15 protein-coding genes are annotated in these 17617 nt (G+C 72.9%); 1 reads left to right on the top strand and 14 read right to left on the bottom strand.

What is annotated here, in order from left to right:
* Positions 1–88: 88 nt before the first annotated feature.
* The 5 genes from D7I43_RS15545 to D7I43_RS15565 all read right to left on the bottom strand — a co-directional run bounded on the left by D7I43_RS15545 (position 89) and on the right by D7I43_RS15565 (position 5140).
* Positions 89–970 carry a Gfo/Idh/MocA family protein gene (locus D7I43_RS15545; protein ID WP_120329215.1) on the bottom strand — a complete coding sequence of 294 codons (882 nt, stop codon included), beginning with the start codon at positions 968–970 and terminating at the stop codon, positions 89–91.
* Positions 971–1015: 45 nt separating this feature from the next.
* Complete coding sequence (locus D7I43_RS15550; RefSeq protein WP_120329216.1) at positions 1016–2020, bottom strand: hydroxyacid dehydrogenase; 1005 nt, start codon at positions 2018–2020, stop codon at positions 1016–1018.
* Positions 2017–2910 carry a carbohydrate ABC transporter permease gene (locus D7I43_RS15555; protein WP_120329217.1) on the bottom strand — a complete coding sequence of 298 codons (894 nt, stop codon included), beginning with the start codon at positions 2908–2910 and terminating at the stop codon, positions 2017–2019. Before D7I43_RS15555 ends, D7I43_RS15550 begins: the two co-directional genes overlap by 4 nt.
* On the bottom strand, positions 2907–3836 hold the full coding sequence (locus D7I43_RS15560; protein ID WP_120329218.1) for a carbohydrate ABC transporter permease: 930 nt from the start codon (positions 3834–3836) through the stop codon (positions 2907–2909). Before D7I43_RS15560 ends, D7I43_RS15555 begins: the two co-directional genes overlap by 4 nt.
* Before the next feature lie 62 nt (positions 3837–3898).
* Complete coding sequence (locus D7I43_RS15565) at positions 3899–5140, bottom strand: ABC transporter substrate-binding protein (RefSeq protein WP_120329219.1); 1242 nt, start codon at positions 5138–5140, stop codon at positions 3899–3901.
* A 149-nt stretch (positions 5141–5289) separates the two neighbouring features.
* Here D7I43_RS15565 and D7I43_RS15570 point away from each other — a divergent pair, with 149 nt between their 5' ends.
* Positions 5290–6600 carry a Gfo/Idh/MocA family protein gene (locus tag D7I43_RS15570; RefSeq protein ID WP_120329220.1) on the top strand — a complete coding sequence of 437 codons (1311 nt, stop codon included), beginning with the start codon at positions 5290–5292 and terminating at the stop codon, positions 6598–6600.
* Between the two features lie 99 nt (positions 6601–6699).
* Here D7I43_RS15570 and D7I43_RS15575 read toward each other — a convergent pair whose 3' ends face one another.
* The 9 genes from D7I43_RS15575 to D7I43_RS15615 form a co-directional block, all read right to left on the bottom strand.
* Positions 6700–8730 (bottom strand): outer membrane protein assembly factor BamB family protein, encoded by a 2031-nt coding sequence (locus D7I43_RS15575; RefSeq protein WP_120329221.1) that lies wholly within the window; start codon positions 8728–8730, stop codon positions 6700–6702.
* Between the two features lie 233 nt (positions 8731–8963).
* Positions 8964–9593 carry a bifunctional 4-hydroxy-2-oxoglutarate aldolase/2-dehydro-3-deoxy-phosphogluconate aldolase gene (eda, locus tag D7I43_RS15580; protein ID WP_120329222.1) on the bottom strand — a complete coding sequence of 210 codons (630 nt, stop codon included), beginning with the start codon at positions 9591–9593 and terminating at the stop codon, positions 8964–8966.
* 7 nt (positions 9594–9600) lie between these two features.
* Positions 9601–10929: an FGGY-family carbohydrate kinase gene (locus tag D7I43_RS15585; protein WP_120329223.1), complete on the bottom strand. Its 1329-nt coding sequence runs from the start codon at positions 10927–10929 to the stop codon at positions 9601–9603.
* Positions 10926–11912: a 1-phosphofructokinase family hexose kinase gene (locus D7I43_RS15590; protein WP_120329224.1), complete on the bottom strand. Its 987-nt coding sequence runs from the start codon at positions 11910–11912 to the stop codon at positions 10926–10928. The genes D7I43_RS15585 and D7I43_RS15590 overlap by 4 nt, the downstream gene beginning before the upstream one ends.
* A gap of 3 nt (positions 11913–11915) precedes the next feature.
* Positions 11916–12902 carry a sugar phosphate isomerase/epimerase family protein gene (locus D7I43_RS15595; RefSeq protein WP_120329225.1) on the bottom strand — a complete coding sequence of 329 codons (987 nt, stop codon included), beginning with the start codon at positions 12900–12902 and terminating at the stop codon, positions 11916–11918.
* Between the two features lie 21 nt (positions 12903–12923).
* Positions 12924–13958, bottom strand: a complete 1035-nt coding sequence (locus tag D7I43_RS15600) for an ABC transporter permease (RefSeq protein ID WP_158610103.1) — start codon at positions 13956–13958, stop codon at positions 12924–12926.
* A 2-nt stretch (positions 13959–13960) separates the two neighbouring features.
* Positions 13961–15505, bottom strand: coding sequence for a sugar ABC transporter ATP-binding protein (locus D7I43_RS15605; RefSeq protein ID WP_120329227.1), 1545 nt, complete (start codon positions 15503–15505; stop codon positions 13961–13963).
* Between the two features lie 21 nt (positions 15506–15526).
* Complete coding sequence (locus tag D7I43_RS15610; RefSeq protein ID WP_120329228.1) at positions 15527–16591, bottom strand: sugar ABC transporter substrate-binding protein; 1065 nt, start codon at positions 16589–16591, stop codon at positions 15527–15529.
* The gene (locus tag D7I43_RS15615) at positions 16588–17409 is read right to left on the bottom strand and encodes a DeoR/GlpR family DNA-binding transcription regulator (RefSeq protein WP_120329229.1); all 822 of its coding nucleotides are present in this window, start codon (positions 17407–17409) and stop codon (positions 16588–16590) included. Before D7I43_RS15615 ends, D7I43_RS15610 begins: the two co-directional genes overlap by 4 nt.
* Between the last annotated feature and the right edge of the window lie 208 nt (positions 17410–17617).

Genomic DNA, 17617 nt, shown 5'->3' on the forward strand with positions numbered 1-17617 from the left:
CGACGGCCGGGCAGCGGCGGGGACGACGGCCAGGCAGTGGAGATGACGCTGGGCCGGGCAGCGGCCGGCGCCGCGGCGGGAACGGGTGTCAGGCCGCGGCGCGCGCGGCCGCGAGGACGCCGAGCACGGCACGGGTCTGCGCCCACGGCACGGGGCTCGGCGCTCCGCGGACCATGCTCACGAACGCGTCGATGGTGGCGCGGTAGCCCAGCTCGTCGGCGCCGCCGCGCAGCACCACCCGGCGCTCACCGGTGACCGTGTGGACGGTCACCTCGTACGCCTCGTCCTGGCTGACCCCGAGCACCTCGACGACGCCGGGCACCCCGTCGTCCCACCGCACCGCGAGCAGCCCGATGTCCTCCGAGCGCAGCCCGCGGTGCCGGCGCACCGTGGAGGTCGCGCCCACCAGCGAGACGGCCGGGCCGAGGAGCGCCACGAGCAGCTCCACCCCGTGCAGGCCCATCATGACCAGGGTTCCGCCGCCGACGGCCGGGTCGTCCTGCCACGGGTTGTAGCCGGTCGCCCAGAGGCCGACGTCGTGGCGCACCGTGGCGCGTACCGACAGCACCTCCTCGGGCCGCACGTCCCAGCCCACGAAGGCCGGCGCGAAGCGCAGGACCGACGAGGTGAGCACCAGCTCGGGGGCCCGCGCCACCACGCGCTCCAGCCGGTCGAGCTGGTCGAGCGTCGCCGCGGCCGGCTTGTTGACGAAGCACGGCAGCCCGCGCTCCAGCACCCGGGCCAGCGCCTCGGGCACGTCCGGGGTGGGCACGGTCAGCACCACCCCGTGGGGATCGGTCGCCAGCAGCGCGGACAGGTCCGGCGCCACCACCGCGTCCGGCTGCTCGTCGCGGAACCGCGCCAGCCGCTGCGGATCGGGCTCCCACACCACCAGCTCCGCGTGGTCACGCAGGGCACGGGCGTCCGTGTACGGGTGACTGGTGGCGAGTCCGGCCAGAGCGATGCGCATGAGCGCTGAGGCTACTCATCCGCACTCGGGCGACGCCACCGCAGGTCAGCCGGTCCGGTCGAGCTGTTCGGGCCGCACCTCGTGCGCGAGGGGCCGACCGCGCAGGAACCGGTGGATCTCGGCGACGACGATGGCGCCGGCGCGGCGGCGCGACTCGACAGTGCCGGCCGCCTCGTGCGGGGTCAGCAGCACGTTCGGCAGGCGGCGCAGCGGATGGTCCGCCGGCAGCGGCTCGGCGTCGAAGACGTCCAGGGCCGCGTCGATCCGGCCGGCGCGCAGCGCGGCCAGCAGGGCGGCCTCGTCCACGAGCGCGGCCCGGGCGGTGTTGACGAGCAGGGCGCCGCCGGGCAGCAGGGCCAGCTCCCGAGCCCCGATCATCCCGACCGTCTCGGGCAGGACGGGCGCGTGCAGCGACACGACCTGGCTGCGGCGCAGCAGGTCGTCGAGCGCGACCCGTTCGGCCCCGAGCGTCGCCGCCTCCGCATCCGACAGGTACGGGTCGGCCACCAGCACCCGCGCCCCGAGCGCGCGCACGAGGCCGAGGTAGGCCCGGCCGGTGCGGGACGCCCCGACCACCCCGACCGTCGCCCCGCGCAGCTCCCGCCGTGGCGGGGCCGCCTTCGCGGTGGCCCAGTCGACGCCGTTGCGCAGGGCGTGATCGAAGCGGTGCACCCGGTGCAGCAGGGCGAGGGTCAGCGCGAGCGCCTGCTCCCCCACCGCGTACGCCATCGCCTCCCCCGCCTGCGTGACCCGCACCCCGCGGGCGAAGCTCTCGGGCGTGACGAACGGTTTGACGCTCGCTCCGGTGTGGGCGAGCAGCCGCAGTCCCGGCGCGGCGGCCAGCACCGCGGTCGACAGCGGCGCGCACCCCCAGCCGGTGACGACCACGTCGGCGCCGGCGAGCAGGGCGGCGAGGGTCGCCTCGTCGCCGACGTCCGCCTCCGGGGGCGGCAGCCGCACCTCGCCCAGCCGGCGCAGCGCCGCCCACGTGTCGGCGTCGAAGAACAGGTCACGCACCTCCGGCGGCGCCGCCACGGCGATGACGGTCACCCCTTGATCCCCGTGGTGGAGACGCCCTCCTGGAAGTAGCGCTGCCCGATCAGGTAGGCCATGAAGATCGGCACGAACGCGACCACCGATCCGGCGAGGAGCATGTTGAGCGGCACATTCTCCTGCTGGAGCGAGGCGATGCCGGTGGTGAGCGTCCGCATGTCGATGCTCTGGCCGACGATGAGCGGCCAGAGGAAGTCGTTCCAGTGCCAGAGGAAGACGAAGACGCCCAGAGTCGCCAGGATGGGCTTGATCAGCGGCAGGACGATCGAGACGTACACCCGCCACTCCGAGCAGCCGTCGAGGCGGGCGGCCTCGAACAGCGAGTCGGGCAGCGAGGCGATGAACTGCCGCATGAGGAACACCGCCTGGGCGTTGGCCAGGGTCGGCACGATCATGCCCCAGTACGTGTCGACGCCGTTCAGCTCCGAGATGATGATGAACGTCGGGATCATCGTCACGTGGTACGGCACCATCAGCATGGCCAGGAACGACCAGAACATGGTCTCCTTGCCGGGGAACCGCTTCTTGGCGAAGGCGTAGCCGGCCATGGAGGCGAACAGCAGCACCCCGACCACCGACACCACGGCGTAGAGGAGCGTGTTCCACATCCACCGCAGCATGCTCTTGGCGCCGATCACCTGGTCGTACGCCTCGGTGGAGAACGGCCAGGGCAGCAGGCTGTCCGGGAACGTCACCGGTCCGGTCGGCTTGAACGACAGCACGACCATCGCGTAGAAGGGGAAGAGCGTGACGGCCGCGCCGATCAGCAGCAGCGCGCCGCGGCCGACCAGCCAGCCCCGCCCACCCCGGCCGACCCGGTAGGGACGCCGGCTGCGGGCGGGCGGCGCGGTCGCGGCGGTGGCGGGGGGCGTGATGGTGTCCGTCATTTGTCCCTCCCGAGGGTCAGCCGCTGGATCAGCGCCACGACGATCGTCATCACGAACAGGGCCACTCCGACGGCGCTCGCGTAGCCCAGGTCGAAGTACTTGAAGCCCTGGTCGTAGAGCAGGTACACGAGGCTGTAGCTGGACCGGACCGGACCGCCCCCGGTCATCACGTAGATCATGTCGAAGACCTGGAACGACACGGTGGTCTCGATGATCGCCACGAAGAACAGGGCGGGCCGCAGCTGCGGCAGCGTCACGTACCGGAAGCGCTGCCAGGCCGAGGCGCCGTCGGTGAGGGCGGCCTCCTCCAGCTCCGCGGGGATGTCCTGCATCCGGGCGAGCAGGATGAGCATGCCGTAGCCGAACCGGGACCAGACCGACACGAGGACCAGGGCCGGCACCACCAGCGCGCTGTCGGCGAGCCAGTTGCCCGCCGGCAGGCCGAGCGCGCCCATCGCCCGGGACCACGGGCCGCCGTCGGCGAAGACCCAGGTGAAGACCACCCCGGCGAGGACGAGGCTGGTCACCACGGGCAGGAAGAAGATGGACCGGAAGAGCTTCGCGCCGCGGAAGGCACGGCGGGTCAGCAGCGCCATGCCGAGGGAGGCCAGCATCGACAGCGGTACGGACAGCGCGGTGAAGACCACCGTCACGCGCAGCGCCGTCCAGAAGGTCGGGTCGTCGACGAGCCTGCGGAAGTTCTCCAGGCCCGTCCAGCTGGTGTCGCCGCCGATGGTGTAGTCGGTGAAGCCGAGGAACACCCCGGCGATCGCCGGCCCGAACCGGAACAGGGCGAAGAGCAGCAGGAACGGCAGGACGAACAGCAGGGCGGTGCCGGCCTCGCGGGCGGACGGGCGGCGTGGCCGCCGGACCGGGCCGCGTGCCGGCCGTGAGCCGCGGACCCGGCTCTCCGGTAGTGCAACCATCTGACAACCTTTCTCGACGGCTCGCGGTGGGCACGCTACGCCCACCGCGAGCCGCGTCAGGATCAGCCGAGCAGCGGGTCGGCGGCCTTCGCCGCGTCGTCGAGCGCCTGCTCCACCGACTTCTTGCCGAGCAGCGCGGCCTGGATCTCGGGGAAGAGGACGCCCTGCACGTCCCGGGCCTTCTCGTGCAGCGGGCCGACGGTGCTGGCGGACACCTGCTTCTCCTGGACGCTCAGGACCGGGTCATCGGTCCACAGCGCACCGGTGGACTTCCGCGGCGAGAAGAAGTTCGAGGCGAGGTCGTACTTCTTGGTGTTCTCGGCGTTGGTGGCGAAGGCGATCCACTTGCCGGCCGCCTCCTTCTCCTTGGAGCCCTTCAGCATCGCCAGCGAGCCGACCGTGCCGTAGCCGATCTGCTTCGTCTCGGTGAAGTGCGGGACGGCTTGGATGTTCTCCTTGCCCCACAGCTTCTCCACCTCCGCCACCGGCACGTACCAGACGCAGCCGACCTTGCCCTGGCCGACGCGGGTCTGCTCGATGGACGGGACGTTGGTGATGAGGCCCTTGTCGACGTAGCCGCCGTCGACGAGCTGCTTGACGAAGTTCAGCGCCTTGCGGCCGGCCTCGCTGTTGAAGACGACCGACTTGCCGTCGGCGGCGAACACGTCGCCGCCGGCCTGCCACAGCAGCGGGTAGAAGGTCTGGTTCAGGGTCTGCTTCGAGTCGCCGGCGTACGCCGTGACGTCGTAGCCCTTGGCCTTGAACTTCGGCGCGAGGGTGAGCAGATCGTTCCAGCTGGTCGGGTAGGTCGTCTCGCCGACGTCGGCGAAGACCTTCTTGTTGCAGATCGGCGTGGCGGCGCTGGTGAGGATCGGGGCGCCCATCATCTTGCCGTCGATGGTCACCGACTGCATCACGTTCTCGTGGTAGTCGCTCTTGGACGCGTCGTCGAGGTACTTGTCGACCGGCTCGATGTTGCGGGCGTACTTGGGCAGCTGGTCGGGGATCAGGTACACGACGTCCGGCCCCTTGTTGCCGGCGATCGCGGTGGCCAACGCCTGGTCGCGGTTGGCCCAGGGGAAGATCTCGACCTTCACGGTGATGTCGGGGTTCGCGGCCTGGAACGCCTTGACGGTCTCGTCCCAGTAGGCGCGGTGCTGCGCCTCGTCGACGATCACCGGGTATGTCCACATCGTCACGGTGGTCTTGCCGGAACCACCGGAGTCCGAACCGCCACAGCCCGTGGCCGCGAGCGCGGCGACGAGCGCCACCGCGACGGCCGACAGGCTCTTGCGAACACGCATCTCGCATCCTTCCGGGGGAGTCAGGTGGGCAGTACATTAACTTACGGTCCGGGCCGATACTAGAGCCGAAGAGTATCGAGGTCGCATCGTTACTGTTCGTACCGAGACCTGGCCAGATCGATCCAGTCCCGTAATAGCGAAGGAACCCGATGGTCGTCTCCCTCGCCGTCGTCGGCGCCGGCAACCGCGGCACCACGTACGCCGGCTACGCCCTCCGGTCCCCGGACCGGGCCCGCGTCGTGGCGATCGCCGACCCCCGCGCCACCCACCGCGACGCGCTCGCCGACGCGCACGGCGTGCCGCCGGAGGGACGCCTCGACTCGTGGCGGGCGCTGGCCGCCCTCCCCCGGCTCGCCGACGCGGTCGTGCTCGCCACGCCCGACCGCGAGCACGCCGAGCCGGCGGCCCGGTTCGCCGAGCTGGGCTACCACGTGCTGCTCGAGAAGCCCATCGCCCCGACCGAGGCCGAGTGCGTGGCCGTCGCCGAGGCGGCGGAGCGCACCGGGGTCCTGCTCGCCGTGTGCCACGTCCTGCGGTACACCCGCTACACCGACGAGGTGCGGCGGCAGGTCCGGGCGGGCGCGCTCGGACGGATCGTCGGCGTGGAACACCTCGAACCCGTCGGCTGGTGGCACTTCGCCCACTCCTACGTACGCGGCAACTGGCGCCGCGCCGACACGTCGTCCAGCAGCCTGCTCGCCAAGTGCTGCCACGACCTCGACTGGCTGCGCTACATCGTGGACGACACCCCCGTACGCGTCAGCAGCGTCGGCGGTCTGCACCACTTCCACCCCGGCAACCGGCCCGCGGGCGCGGCCGAGCGCTGCCTCGACTGCCCGGTCGAGTCGCGCTGCCCGTACTCGGCCGTCCGCTTCTACCACGACTGCCTGGCCGACCCCGGTCGGCACGAGTGGCCGCTGTCCGTGGTGACCCGCGACCTGACCCCGTCCGGCGTGACCACGGCGCTGCGCGACGGCCCGTACGGCCGGTGCGTGTTCGGCGGCGGCAACGACGTCGCCGACCACCAGAGCGTCACCGTCTCCTTCGCGGGCGGGGCGACGGCCACGCTCACCATGAGCGCGTTCACGCCCGGCGGCCACCGGCGGACCCGGATCATGGGCACCCACGGCTACCTGGAGGGCGACGGCGAGCAGGTCAGCGTGACCGACTTCGTCACCGGCGCCACCGTCACCACCGACACCCGGGGCGGCGGCGCGGACGCCGGCTCCGGCCACGGCGGCGGCGACATGCGGCTGATGGCCGCGTTCGTCGAGGCGGTGGCGACCGGGGACCGGTCGGTGGTGCGCTCGGGACCGTGGGAGTCCCTGGACAGCCACCGCATGGCGTTCGCGGCCGAGCGCAGCCGCCTGGCGGGCGGCGTGCCGGTCCCGCTCGCCGCCCCGGCCGCCGACCCGCGGCCCCCGGCCCAGCCCGACCGGTCGGCCCGACCCGTGGGCTGAGCCGGCGCACCTCACCCGGGCACCAGCTCGGGCCACCGGGTCGGCGCGGCGGGCCGGTGACTCCCCCTCGGAGTCACCGGCCCGTCGCGGCCGCGCGGATCAGCGCACGGTGACCCGCAGGAGGTGCTCCTCCGCGCCGACGAAGAGCCGGCCGTCCGGGTGCACGGCGAGGAACTCCGCCGGCTGGTCCAGCAGGATCCGCGAGGCGCCGGTGTCCGGGTCCACCCGCACCAGCAGGTGGCCGCCGACCAGCGCGTACAGCAGGTGACGCGGGGCGTCGTAGCCGAGCCGGCCGCGGCTGTCGGTGACTCCGGGGGCGAGCTGCATGCGCCGTACGACGGCCCGGGCCGCGAGATCGACGGCGAAGAGCTGTCCCCCGGCCAGCCCCCACAGCAGACCGGTCCGGTCGGCCGCCAGGGCCGGCACGGCCGTCGCGCCCGGCACCGGCACGAACTCGAACACCTTGCCGTCGCTCGCCACGTCCCAGCCGAAGATCCGCGCCTCGGACTGGGTGGGCGGCGGGACGCTGTAGCCGCCGGCGACGGAGGTGCCGCCCACGATCAGCCCGTTGAGATGGGTCAGGCTCACGATCGACTGGTCGGTCACCACGGGCCGGTGCACACGGGACGCGCCCGTGGCCTTGTCCACCACGACGAGGGCGCCGCCGAGGGTGGTGTTGGGCATGGTGCCGTAGGCCACCATGTCCCCGGCGTCGGTCAGCGCGCGGGCGCGCACCTGGTCGGCGGCCTTGAGGTCGACGAGCTTCAGCGGGTTGTCCGCGCTGCCCGGCACGCCCGGGGAGTACTCCGGGCTGCTCCACGGCTTCGCCGGGTCGTACCGGTAGAGCCGCGAGTCGGGGTACGCGCCGAGCCAGACCTGGCCGCCGGTCTCCAGGATGCCCTCCACCTGGGCGAAGCGCTGGAAGGTCGACTGGCCCGTGTCCGCGTCGACCCGGGCGAGGCCGCCGTTGAGGTAGCCGCCCACCCACACCGCGCCGGACGCGCCGACGTGCAGCGACGCGATCGGGATGGGCTCGCCGGGCACGTCCGTCGGCACGACGTCGCCCCGTCCCGTCACCGGGTTCCAGCGGAACAGGTCACCCCGCCAGAGCAGCCCGACGAGGGTGCGACCGGGCCAGTCCCGGTCGGCGAGGGTGACCCAGCCGATGCCCCGGTTGTTGACCACCCGCCCGGGGAAGACCAGCGGCGTGTCGGTGAACGTGCGCCGGCCCGGATGGTAGCCGGTGAGCCGGCCGGCGCGGGTGAGGTAGACCAGGCCGCCGGGGCCGGGCGCGGAGACGTCGAGGCCGGCGACGTCGTCGATCAGGTCGGTCCACCGCCGGCCGGCGATGTCGTACACGCCCAGCCGCCCGGTGGTGGCCGAGCCGTACCGGGCGTACACGCGACCGTCGTGGACGTTCAGGTCGTACACCGTCCGGCCGGCGCCGTCGCCCAGCCCCTCGGGCAGCGGCAGTTCCCGCCGCTCCCCGGTGACCTTGTCGATCGCGAACAGGTGGGCGTCCGGCTGGGTGCCGGCGTAGATCGTGTCGGTGGTGACCGCGAGGCTGCGGACGTACTGCACGCCGGGGAGCACCTGCCCGTAGTCACGGGTGGTCCCGGTGGCCGGGTCGTAGGCGAAGACCCGCCCGCCGGGGAAGGTGCCGCCGTACACGACACCGGCGTCGTCGACGGCGATCCGCCAGATGTACGTCTCCGACGGCAGGGGGCGGCCGAGGTTCTCCACGGGGCTGTCCGGCCCCGGCCGGCGCCGGTACAGGTCGCCGGTGGTGTACGCGCCGACGTAGACGGTGCCGTCGGGGGCGGCGGCGACCGCGTACGAGCCGGGCGCCCCGGTGAGGGGTTGGTCGGAGACGGTGCGGCCGGTCGCCGGGTCGATCGCGGCGAGCCGCGCCGGTTCGCCGGAGACCGCGGACCAGAGCACCGGCGTCCCGTCGGGTCCCGGTGCGACGGTGCCGCCGATCAGCAGCACGTCGCGCAGCGGGACGCCGAAGGGGTCCACGGTCACGCCGGGATCGGCGGGTTCCGCGGCGGCGGCCGGCCGGGCGAGCGGGATGGCCGGCGCCGCGGCGAGGGCGACGGCGGAGCGGAGCAACGTACGGCGGTTGGTCATGAGCGCCCGCTTCCGTGGTCGGAGCGACCACCGGTGAACCGGCGGCCGACCTTCGAACCGGCTTGCCGGAGCGCGCGGGGTCCGTGTCCGCCGGCAGCTCTCGGTGAGCCTTCGGGGCCAGTATCGGTCCAGCCCGTAATGACTGTAGGTCGCCGGTATCGACGCGTCAACGCGCCGCCTCCGGATCGACCGGAGGCGGCGCGTGGAGGGTGCCGGCCCGCCCGGCGCGGCGATCAGGCGGGACGCGCGACGGCCGCGACGCTCTCGGCGACCAGCTCGGTCACGCGCGCGAAGTCCCCGGCCGCCACCAGCTTCCGGGGCACCATCCAGCTCCCACCCACGGCGAGGACCGACGGCACCGCGAGGTAGTCGCCCGCCGAGGCGGCGTCGATGCCGCCGGTCGGCACGAACGACACCTGGCCGAAGGGCGCGGACAGCGCGGCCACCGCCGCGGCGCCGCCCGACGTGCCGGCGGGGAAGAACTTCAGCACCGTGACGTCGGCGGCCAGCGCGGCCATGACCTCGGTCGCCGTCGTGGCGCCGGGCAGCGCGAAGACGCCGTGCTCCTGGCAGCGCCGCACGACCGGCTCGCTGAATCCGGGCGACACGACGAACCTCGCGCCGGCCCGCACCGCGGCGTCGACCTGCGCCACGGTGGTGACCGTGCCGGCGCCGACGAGCACACCGCCGTGTGCGGCCATCCGGGCGATCGCGTCGACGGCCGCGGGGGTGCGCAGGGTGACCTCGGCGATGGGCAGGCCGCCGGCGGCCAGCGCGCCGGCGAGCGGCTCGGCGTGGGCGGCGTCGTCGAGGACGATGACGGGGACGAGGCGGTGCTGACCCAGCACCTCGGGGACGTTCATGCTGCTCCTAGTCGGTGTCCACGGTGGTCAGACGGGCCGGCAGGTCGGCCCGACCGGTCGCGCCGAGCTGCGCGAGGACGGCGACCCCGAGGACGGTCGCCTCGGGCTCGACCACGAACCGTAGCCGGCGGCGCGTCGCCTGCTGCCGGAGCCGGCGCCACACGTCCCACCCGGCGGCCACGCCGGCGATGGTCACGTCGGCGACGTCGGTGCCGCCGAGGCGCCCCAGCCGGCTGGTGACGGATTCGGCCTCGACGGCGAGGCCCTTCAGGAGGCTGGCCATGGCGTGGCCGCGGGTGAGGTCCATCGGCAGGGCGGCGAGCCGCGCGGTCCGCCGGTCGGCGTCGATCAGCGCGGGCTCCACGTCGTCCACGACGCGGCCGATCTCGTCCCACATCACCCCGTCGTCGACCCCGGCGTACAGCAGCCGGTGCCAGGCCTGGTAGTACCGGCCGGACGGGGTGGCCCGGTGCAGGTAGCGCAGCCCGCCCGTCACGAACACGCCGATGTCGACGCCGGGATCGACGGTGTCCGGCAGCTCCGTCACGAGCAGGAGCTGCGCCTCCGACGTGCCGGCCGAGACGTACACGTCACCGGCGCCCCGCACCCCGGCGCCGAAGGCGCCGCACATGTGGTCGTGGCCCCCGGCGACGACGGGAACCCCGCGGGGAAGGACGCCGGCCCCGGAGGCCCGACCCACCGGGGTGGCGCTGTCCACCAGTTCCGGCAGGGCGAGCGTGCCGAGCCCGAGATCCGGCAGCACGTCCGGCCGGAGGCGCCCCGCGCGCACGTCGAACAGGCCGGTACGCGACGCGTGGGAGCGGTTGAGGAACACCGGCGCGGAGGGATCGGCGAGCAGGTGCCGCGCCACGTGGTCGGCGAGCGACGTGAAGGTGCGCGCCGCCGCCACCGCCTCGGGCAGGTGGTGCGCGAGCCACAGCAGCTTGAACACCGAGAAGGTGTCGTCCAGGTCCGACCACGGCCCGTCGGCGCGCGTCCGCTCCGCCTTCGCCGCCCGGCCGTGCCCCGCGTACCAGGCGAGCACCGGCGCGGTGACCGTCCCGTCGCGGTCGAACAGGACGACCTCCTCGCCCACCGAGCCGACGCAGACGCCCGCCACGTCGCCGACCCGCACCGCCGGGTCGGCGAGCAGCCGGGCGAGCAGGTCGTCGACGGAGGACGTGAGCAGCGCGGCGTCGCGGCGTCCACCCCACGGGTCGTCGGCCACGACGGTGGGAGCGGTGTGCAGCGCCACGAGGCGCCCGGCCGCCGTGTCGTAGCAGCCGACCTTGGTGCGCGTCGTGCCGATGTCGACGCCGATGAACTGCTGGCTCACCGCGCGACCACCACCCCCGCGTCGCCGCGGGTGACGGTCACCCGCGAACGGAGCCGCGCCACCAGGTCCGGGTCCACGTCCGGCGCGAGCGACGCGGCGTTGGCCGCGCCCATGGCCGAGGCCAGGGTGAGCGCCGAGGCGGGACTCTCGGACCGGCCGAGGGCGACCGCCAGGCCGGCCAGGAAGGAGTCGCCCGACCCGGTGGCGTTGACCGTGTCGACGGCCGGCGTGTCCACCCTGAGCTCGCCGTCGCCGTCGACCCACAGGGCGCCGTCGGCGCCCAGCGTGACGACGATCGTGGCGCCCGTCCCGGCGTGCAGGTCGGCGGCGGCGTCGGCCGCGGCGGACCCGTCCGGCAGGGATCGGCCCAGGACCCCGGCCAGCTCGTGGACGTTCGGCTTGATGACGAGCCGGCCCGCCGGCGGTTCCGCGCGCACGTCGGCGATGACCCGGGCGAGCGGGTCACCCTGGGCGTCGACGAGAGCCGTGGCGCCCCGCGCCAGCGCCAGGCGGGCGATCCGCGCGTGCAGGTCGGGGGCCGAGCCGGGCGGGAGGCTGCCGGTGGTCACCACCACGTCGCCGGGGCGTACGTCCTCGGCCAGGCCGGCGAGCAGCCGCTCCTGCTCGCCGGCCGTGACGGTGGGCCCGCGCTCGTTGAGCACGGTCGAGCGCCCCGTGCTCTCCTCGATCACGACGGGCGTCACCCGGGTCTCGCCCGCGACCTCGATGTGCCGGTCGCGTACGCCCAGCTCGTCGCAGCCGCGACGGATGACCTGCCCGGTGGAGCCGCCGACGTAGCCGTGCGCGGTGACGGTGGCGCCGAGACGGCGCGCCCCACGGCAGACGATCATGCCCTTGCCGCCGGCGAGACTGCGCACGGTGGTGACCCGGTTGACCTCGAACGGGCGGAAGGTCTCGACCACCTGGAGCCGGTCCAGCGCGGGGTTCGGGCAGACCACGTGCAGCGTGTACGTCGTCGACATGACCTACTCGGCGTCGATCTGGTAGAGCGCGCGGAGCTCGTCGTCGCTCGCGCCGAGCACCTCCTCCTCGCGCTCCCGGAAGGTCTGCGCCGTGACCCGGACCAGTTCGTCGAGCCGCTCGCTGTCCGGCGGCAGGTTCATGGCGGCGTAGGGGTTGCCGCCGGCGCCGAGCGGCTCGGCGGAGCAGTAGTTGTCCCCGCGCTGGTAGCCGACGGCGTACAGGGCCATGATGACGATGTCCAGGTCGAGCAGGCCGTGCCCGAGTGCGCGGCGGTTCGTGTCCGCCAGATGCAGGTTGATCATCCGGTGGCCATGGTCGAGGATCGTCGCGCCGATGTGCAGCTCGCCGCTGAGCATGTGGTAGAGGTCGCCGTTGACGTGGGCGATCGCCGGGTGGTCGACCAGGTCGATCAGCTCCAGCGCCTGCGCGAACGTGTGGACGATGCTCGTCTCCTCGGGCCGGATCGGCTCGACGGCGCCGCGGATGCCGGCCGCGGCGAAGTCGTCGGCGACGAGCCGCATGGTCTGCGCCGACCGCTGCATCTCGTAGGAGTCCAGCAGCCCGGGGCGGCCCACCGAGGCGGCGCCGAACAGCAGGTAGGAGCCGCCGACGGCCCGGGTGAACTCCGCCTGGCGGCGGAAGTACTCGATGGCGCGGGCACGCACGTGCGGCAGGTTGTGGGCGAACTCCTGCTCCGGCGTCACCATGCCGCAGACCCCGGAGACCGTGATGCCGTGGTCCCCGAGCACCGCGAGGGTCTCCTCGGGGCGGTAGCCCAGGTCCGGCGAGTAGAGGTTGCCGTGCAGCTCGATGTACCGCACGCCGTAGCGCTGCAACCGGGCCGCGGAGGCGGCGAGGTCCTCGGTGCCGAACCCCCAGTTGCTCCAGCCGAGCTTGAGACGCGGTTCGTCCGCCGTGTGCTGGCGTCGGGCCTCCAGGAAGGCCCGGACGACACGCTGGTCGTGGCGGCGGAAGGGTTGTGGTTTCATCGGTGGTCCCTTCGGGTGGGGTCAGGCGTTGGTGCGGTTGGCGAGCCGCTGCCGGAGGTTGCCGAGGCTGAAGTGCCGCAGGTTGCCCTGGCGCCACTGGTCGAACAGCGCGGCGAGGACGATCACGAGGCCGATGCTGAGCTGCTGGAGGAACGGCGACAGGGCGAGCAGGATGAACGCGTTGCGCAGCACGCCGAGCAGGCAGGCGCCCAGGAACGCCCCGATGATGGACCCGCGCCCACCGGAGAGGCTCGCGCCGCCGATGACGGCCGCCGCGATGACGTCCAGCTCGTACCCGAGACCGGCCTGGGCCTCCGCGACGCCGACCTGGGTGGAGAACACGATGCCGGCCACACCGGCCAGCGTGCCGATCAGGACGAAGGTGAGGATGCGGGTGCGACCCACCGGGATGCCGCTGGTGCGCGCGGCCGCGTCGTTGTCGCCGACGGCCGTGACGCGCAGCCCGAAGACGGTACGGGTGAGCAGGAGCTGGCCGAGGATCACCAGCACCAGGAAGATGATGACGCTGACCGGGATGCCGCCCAGCACGCGCCCCTGGCCGATGAAGGACAGCTCGCTCGGCATGGTCTGCGGGAGGCCGCCGGTGATCAGCTGGGTGAGGCCCCGGGCGATCGACAGCATGCCGAGCGTGACGATGAACGAGCTGACCCGGCCGAGGACGACGACGGAACCGACGGCGAACCCGCTCAGGGCCCCGACGCCGATGCCGATGGCCATCGCCAGCCACGGGTTCACCCCGTTGCCGTAGGCGGCGCCGGCGCTCACCGCCGAGAGGGCGAGGACCGAGCCGACCGACAGGTCGATCTCCTTGGCGATCAGGACGAAGGTCTGCCCGACCGCGATGATCCCGACCACGACGACGGTCTGCAGGACGTTGTAGAGGTTGTCCTTGCTGAGGAAGTTGTCGTTGGCCAACGTCACCAGCAGGCCGAGCACGATGATGACGCCGAGCAGGCCGGCTTCCTGGCGTTTCACCGCCGAGAGGGCGCGGCCCTTCCAGGTGCGCTCCGGGGTGTGAGCGGTCGTGGTACTCATGTTCATCCTTCGGTTGCGCCCATGGCGGCGGCGACGATGGGGTTGGGTCCGGCGTTGTTCGGGGCGTCGAGGGTGACCTGGCCGCGCCGGATCACCACGACCCGGTCGGCGAGTTCGACGATCTCCTCCAGTTCGGAGGAGATGAACCACACGGCGAGCCCTTCGCCGTGGGCGAGTTCGCGCAGCGTGGCGTAGATCTCCGCCTTCGTGCCGACGTCGACGCCCCGCGTGGGCTCGTCGAGGATCAGCACCTCGGGCTTGGCGGCGAGGGCCCGCGCGAGCAGCACCTTCTGCTGGTTTCCCCCGGACAGCGAGGTGATGGGCGCCTCGATCGAGGCGGCCTTCACGCCGAAGCGCCGGGCGAGGTCCCGGGCGGCCCGGCCGGCGCGGCCCGGGGAGACCGAGCCCAGCCGGCCGAGCGAGGACAGGATGCGGACCGTCAGGTTGTAGCCGACGCTCTGCTCGTGGAACACCTCGGTCCGGCGTTCCTCGGCGACGTAGGCGATGCCCAGCCGCTGGGCCCGGCCAGGGTTCGGGATCCGGACGGGACGGCCGCCGACGCGGATGCGTCCCCCGCTGACCCGCCGCAGACCCACGACCGCCTCGGCGATCTCGGTACGGCCGGCGCCGACCAGCCCGGCCATGCCGACGATCTCGCCGCGGTGGACGGTGAGGTCCACACCGGCGAAACCGTCGCCGGTCAGCCCGTCCAGTTCGAGGGCCGCCTCGGCCTGCGCGGTGGCCTCGGCGCGGTCGGCCATGACCTCGGCCACCACCGCGCGCTTGCGCTCGCCGGCCATCAACGCGACCGCCCGCTCCTGGTCGATCTCGTCGGGCGGGCCGGCGGCGACGAACGTGCCGTCGCGCAGCACGATCACGTTGTCGACGATCGAGTAGACCTCGGCGAGACGGTGGCTGACGAGCACCACGGCGACGCCCTCGTCGCGCAGCCGGTTCATGACGGCGAACAGCCGCTCGGACTCCTCGCGGGTGAGGCTGGAGTTCGGTTCGTCGAGGAAGAGGACCTTCGGCTGGCGGGACAGCGCCCGGACGATGTCGACCATCTGGCGCGACGCCGCCGACAGGTCCCGGCACAGGGTGGACGGGTCCGGCAGGTAGTCGGCCATGCGGAGCCGGTCGAGCAGGGCCCGGGCCCGCTGGACGTTCTCGCTGCGGCGGGCCCGCCCGTACCCGGGTCGCTCCCCCAGGTCGTACAGGAAGAGGTTGTCGGCGATGGTGAGTTCGCCGATCAGCAGCGGTTCCTGGTTGACCACGACGACGCCGGCCGCGATGGCCTCCAGCGGCGTGGCGAAGCTGACCTCGGCGCCGTCGAGGAGGAGCCGGCCGCGGTCGGGTCGCATCTGCCCGGAGCACAGGCGGATCAGGGTGGACTTGCCGGCGCCGTTCTCGCCGAGCAGTCCGGTGACCTGACCGGCGGGGAAGGTCAGGGAGACGTCGCGCAGCGCCTGGACGGCGCCGAACGACTTCGCCAGGCCGACGGCCGCGAGTGCCGCCGGCCTGACGTCGTCAACAGGGGTGGTAGCCATGGAGATGCTGGTCGCTTCCTGTCAGGACGCGCCCGGCGTACCCAGGGGCAGCGTCGCCGGGTCGTGCTCGGCGAGGTTGTCCTTGGTGACGAACGGGGCGGTGGCTTCCTGCGTCACCTGCGCCGGCGCCTGGCCGGTCACCGCCGCGTTGAACAGTTCGACGGCGACGTTGTAGCCCTGGCCGAAGGCGTCCTGGCCGATGACGCCGTACATGGAGCCGTTCTTGATGGCGTCGATGTTCTCGGTGGTGATGTCGTAGCCGATCACCTTGACCGTGTCCTGCTTGTTGGCGGCGGCGACGGCCTGGGCGGCGCCGAAGGGGCCACCGGCCGTGGCGTAGATGCCCACCAGGTCCGGGTTGGACTGCAGGTAGTTCTGGGCCGCGGCGAAGGTGTTGGACGCGGAGTCCTTGGCCTCGACGCCCTCACCGACCAGGGTCAGGTTCGAGCCCTGGAGCCCGTCGACGAAGCCCTTGCGGCGCTGCTCGGAGCCGGGCGCGGTGAACTGGCTGACGATGATGCCGACCTTGCCGGCCTTGCCGCCGGCGGCCTTGATCATCTCCTGGGCCGCGAGCTGGCCGGCCTTGTACTGCTCCTGCGCGTAGTTGATGGTGCCGCCGGACTCCCCGACGCAGTCGAAGAGCGTGTTGTAGGCGCCCATCTTGAGGCCCTTGGCCGACAGCGTCTTGATGTCGGCGCAGTTGCCCTCGCCCGCGATGAAGAAGCCGATGCCCTTGTAGCCCTGGGCGTCGGCGGCGCGGATCGCGCTCGACACGGTCTGCACGTCGATGTTGTCGCCGGCGACGATCCAGTCGACCTCGCCGTTGCGGTCGGTCAGCACCCGGTCGGCGTAGTCGGCGCCGGCCTTCACCGAGACCCAGTACGGGTTGTTGGCGAAGCCGATCATCGCGATCTTGACCTTCTCGTCCGGCTTCTGGTCCGTCGGCGTGGGCCGTCCGGCGATCGGCTCGGCCGGCTCGCCGCCCGACCCGCCGTCGCTGCCGCAGGCGGAGGTGAACAGGGCGACGGCCAGGAGTGCGGCTGAGCCGCGGGTGAGCGCCTTGACGACGCGCGAGCGGGTGCTCATGAGTTCCTCCAGGTGGTGGGGATGCTGCTGGTGGGGGGATCGGGGACCTCGGCTGGGTCCGCGGTGCGGACGTCGACGCCGAGGGCACGTAGGTCGTCGAGGGTGGAGGGCTCGACCCCGGCGTCGGTGACGACGAGGTCGACGTCGGTGACGGCGCCGTACCGGCAGGCGGCGGTCAGGCCGAACTTGGTGTGGTCGGTCATGAGCACCGTCTTCTGGGCGGAGGCGAGGATGGCCGCCTTCACCGCTGCCTCGCTCGGGTCCGGCGTGGACAGCCCCCAGGTCAGGTCGACGGCGTTGGCGCCGACGAAGGCGACGTCGAAGCGCAGGTGGGCGAGTCGTTCCAGGGCCCACGCGTCGACCTCGGCGTAGCTCTCCGAGCGGACCCGGCCGCCGATGGTCATCACGGTCGAGCGGCCGAGGTCGGTCAGTTCGAGGGCGGTCTGCAGGGCGTTGGTGACGATGAGCAGGTCGCCGCGGTCGGGCAGCAGCCGGCTGAGATGACCGGTCGTCGAACCGGCCTCGATGAAGATGGCGCCGAACGCGGGGATCTCCTCGACCGCCGCGCGGGCGATCGCCAGCTTCTCCGCGCGGCGTTCGGCGATCCGGCCGGCGACGCGGCCCTCGGCGGCCAGGGTGATGCGGGGAACGGCGCCGCCGTGGACGCGGCGCAGCTCGCCCGCCGCCTCCAGCGCGGCCAGGTCCCGCCGGATGGTCTCGGTGTTCACGGCGAAGCGCCGGGACAGCTCGGCGGCGTCCACCCGCCCCGCGGTGCGCACGAGCTGGACTATCTCGTGACGCCGAGCCGACACCTTCACCGCTGCACTCCTCCGCGACGGTGTGGGTTTCCCACACGCACCATGTGGCCTGCGCTACACGGCACACATCTTGGGGAGCAACACTACATTTGGCGCTCCAAAGGTCAACGGGTGTTTCCGAAACGTTACGTGGGGACGGCCTCGGTTTCGGTAGCGGTCCTACCGTGGTTCCCACCGCCTTATCCGAAATACCCGGAATATGGGGTGG

This window comes from Micromonospora globbae, assembly GCF_003610785.1.
GTDB classification, from domain to species: Bacteria; Actinomycetota; Actinomycetes; order Mycobacteriales; family Micromonosporaceae; genus Micromonospora; species Micromonospora globbae.

Bases quoted from the DNA above. Each gene is read 5' to 3' on its own strand.
- D7I43_RS15555 (WP_120329217.1), bottom strand. From the start codon at position 2,910: ATGACGGACACCATCACGCCCCCCGCCACCGCCGCGACCGCGCCGCCC.
- eda (WP_120329222.1), bottom strand. From the start codon at position 9,593: ATGAACGTCCCCGAGGTGCTGGGTCAGCACCGCCTCGTCCCCGTCATC.
- D7I43_RS15565 (WP_120329219.1), bottom strand. From the start codon at position 5,140: ATGCGTGTTCGCAAGAGCCTGTCGGCCGTCGCGGTGGCGCTCGTCGCC.
- D7I43_RS15590 (WP_120329224.1), bottom strand. From the start codon at position 11,912: ATGTCGACGACGTACACGCTGCACGTGGTCTGCCCGAACCCCGCGCTG.
- D7I43_RS15545 (WP_120329215.1), bottom strand. From the start codon at position 970: ATGCGCATCGCTCTGGCCGGACTCGCCACCAGTCACCCGTACACGGAC.
- D7I43_RS15570 (WP_120329220.1), top strand. From the start codon at position 5,290: ATGGTCGTCTCCCTCGCCGTCGTCGGCGCCGGCAACCGCGGCACCACG.
- D7I43_RS15595 (WP_120329225.1), bottom strand. From the start codon at position 12,902: ATGAAACCACAACCCTTCCGCCGCCACGACCAGCGTGTCGTCCGGGCC.
- D7I43_RS15610 (WP_120329228.1), bottom strand. From the start codon at position 16,591: ATGAGCACCCGCTCGCGCGTCGTCAAGGCGCTCACCCGCGGCTCAGCC.
- D7I43_RS15605 (WP_120329227.1), bottom strand. From the start codon at position 15,505: ATGGCTACCACCCCTGTTGACGACGTCAGGCCGGCGGCACTCGCGGCC.
- D7I43_RS15575 (WP_120329221.1), bottom strand. From the start codon at position 8,730: ATGACCAACCGCCGTACGTTGCTCCGCTCCGCCGTCGCCCTCGCCGCG.
- D7I43_RS15560 (WP_120329218.1), bottom strand. From the start codon at position 3,836: ATGGTTGCACTACCGGAGAGCCGGGTCCGCGGCTCACGGCCGGCACGC.
- D7I43_RS15600 (WP_158610103.1), bottom strand. From the start codon at position 13,958: ATGAGTACCACGACCGCTCACACCCCGGAGCGCACCTGGAAGGGCCGC.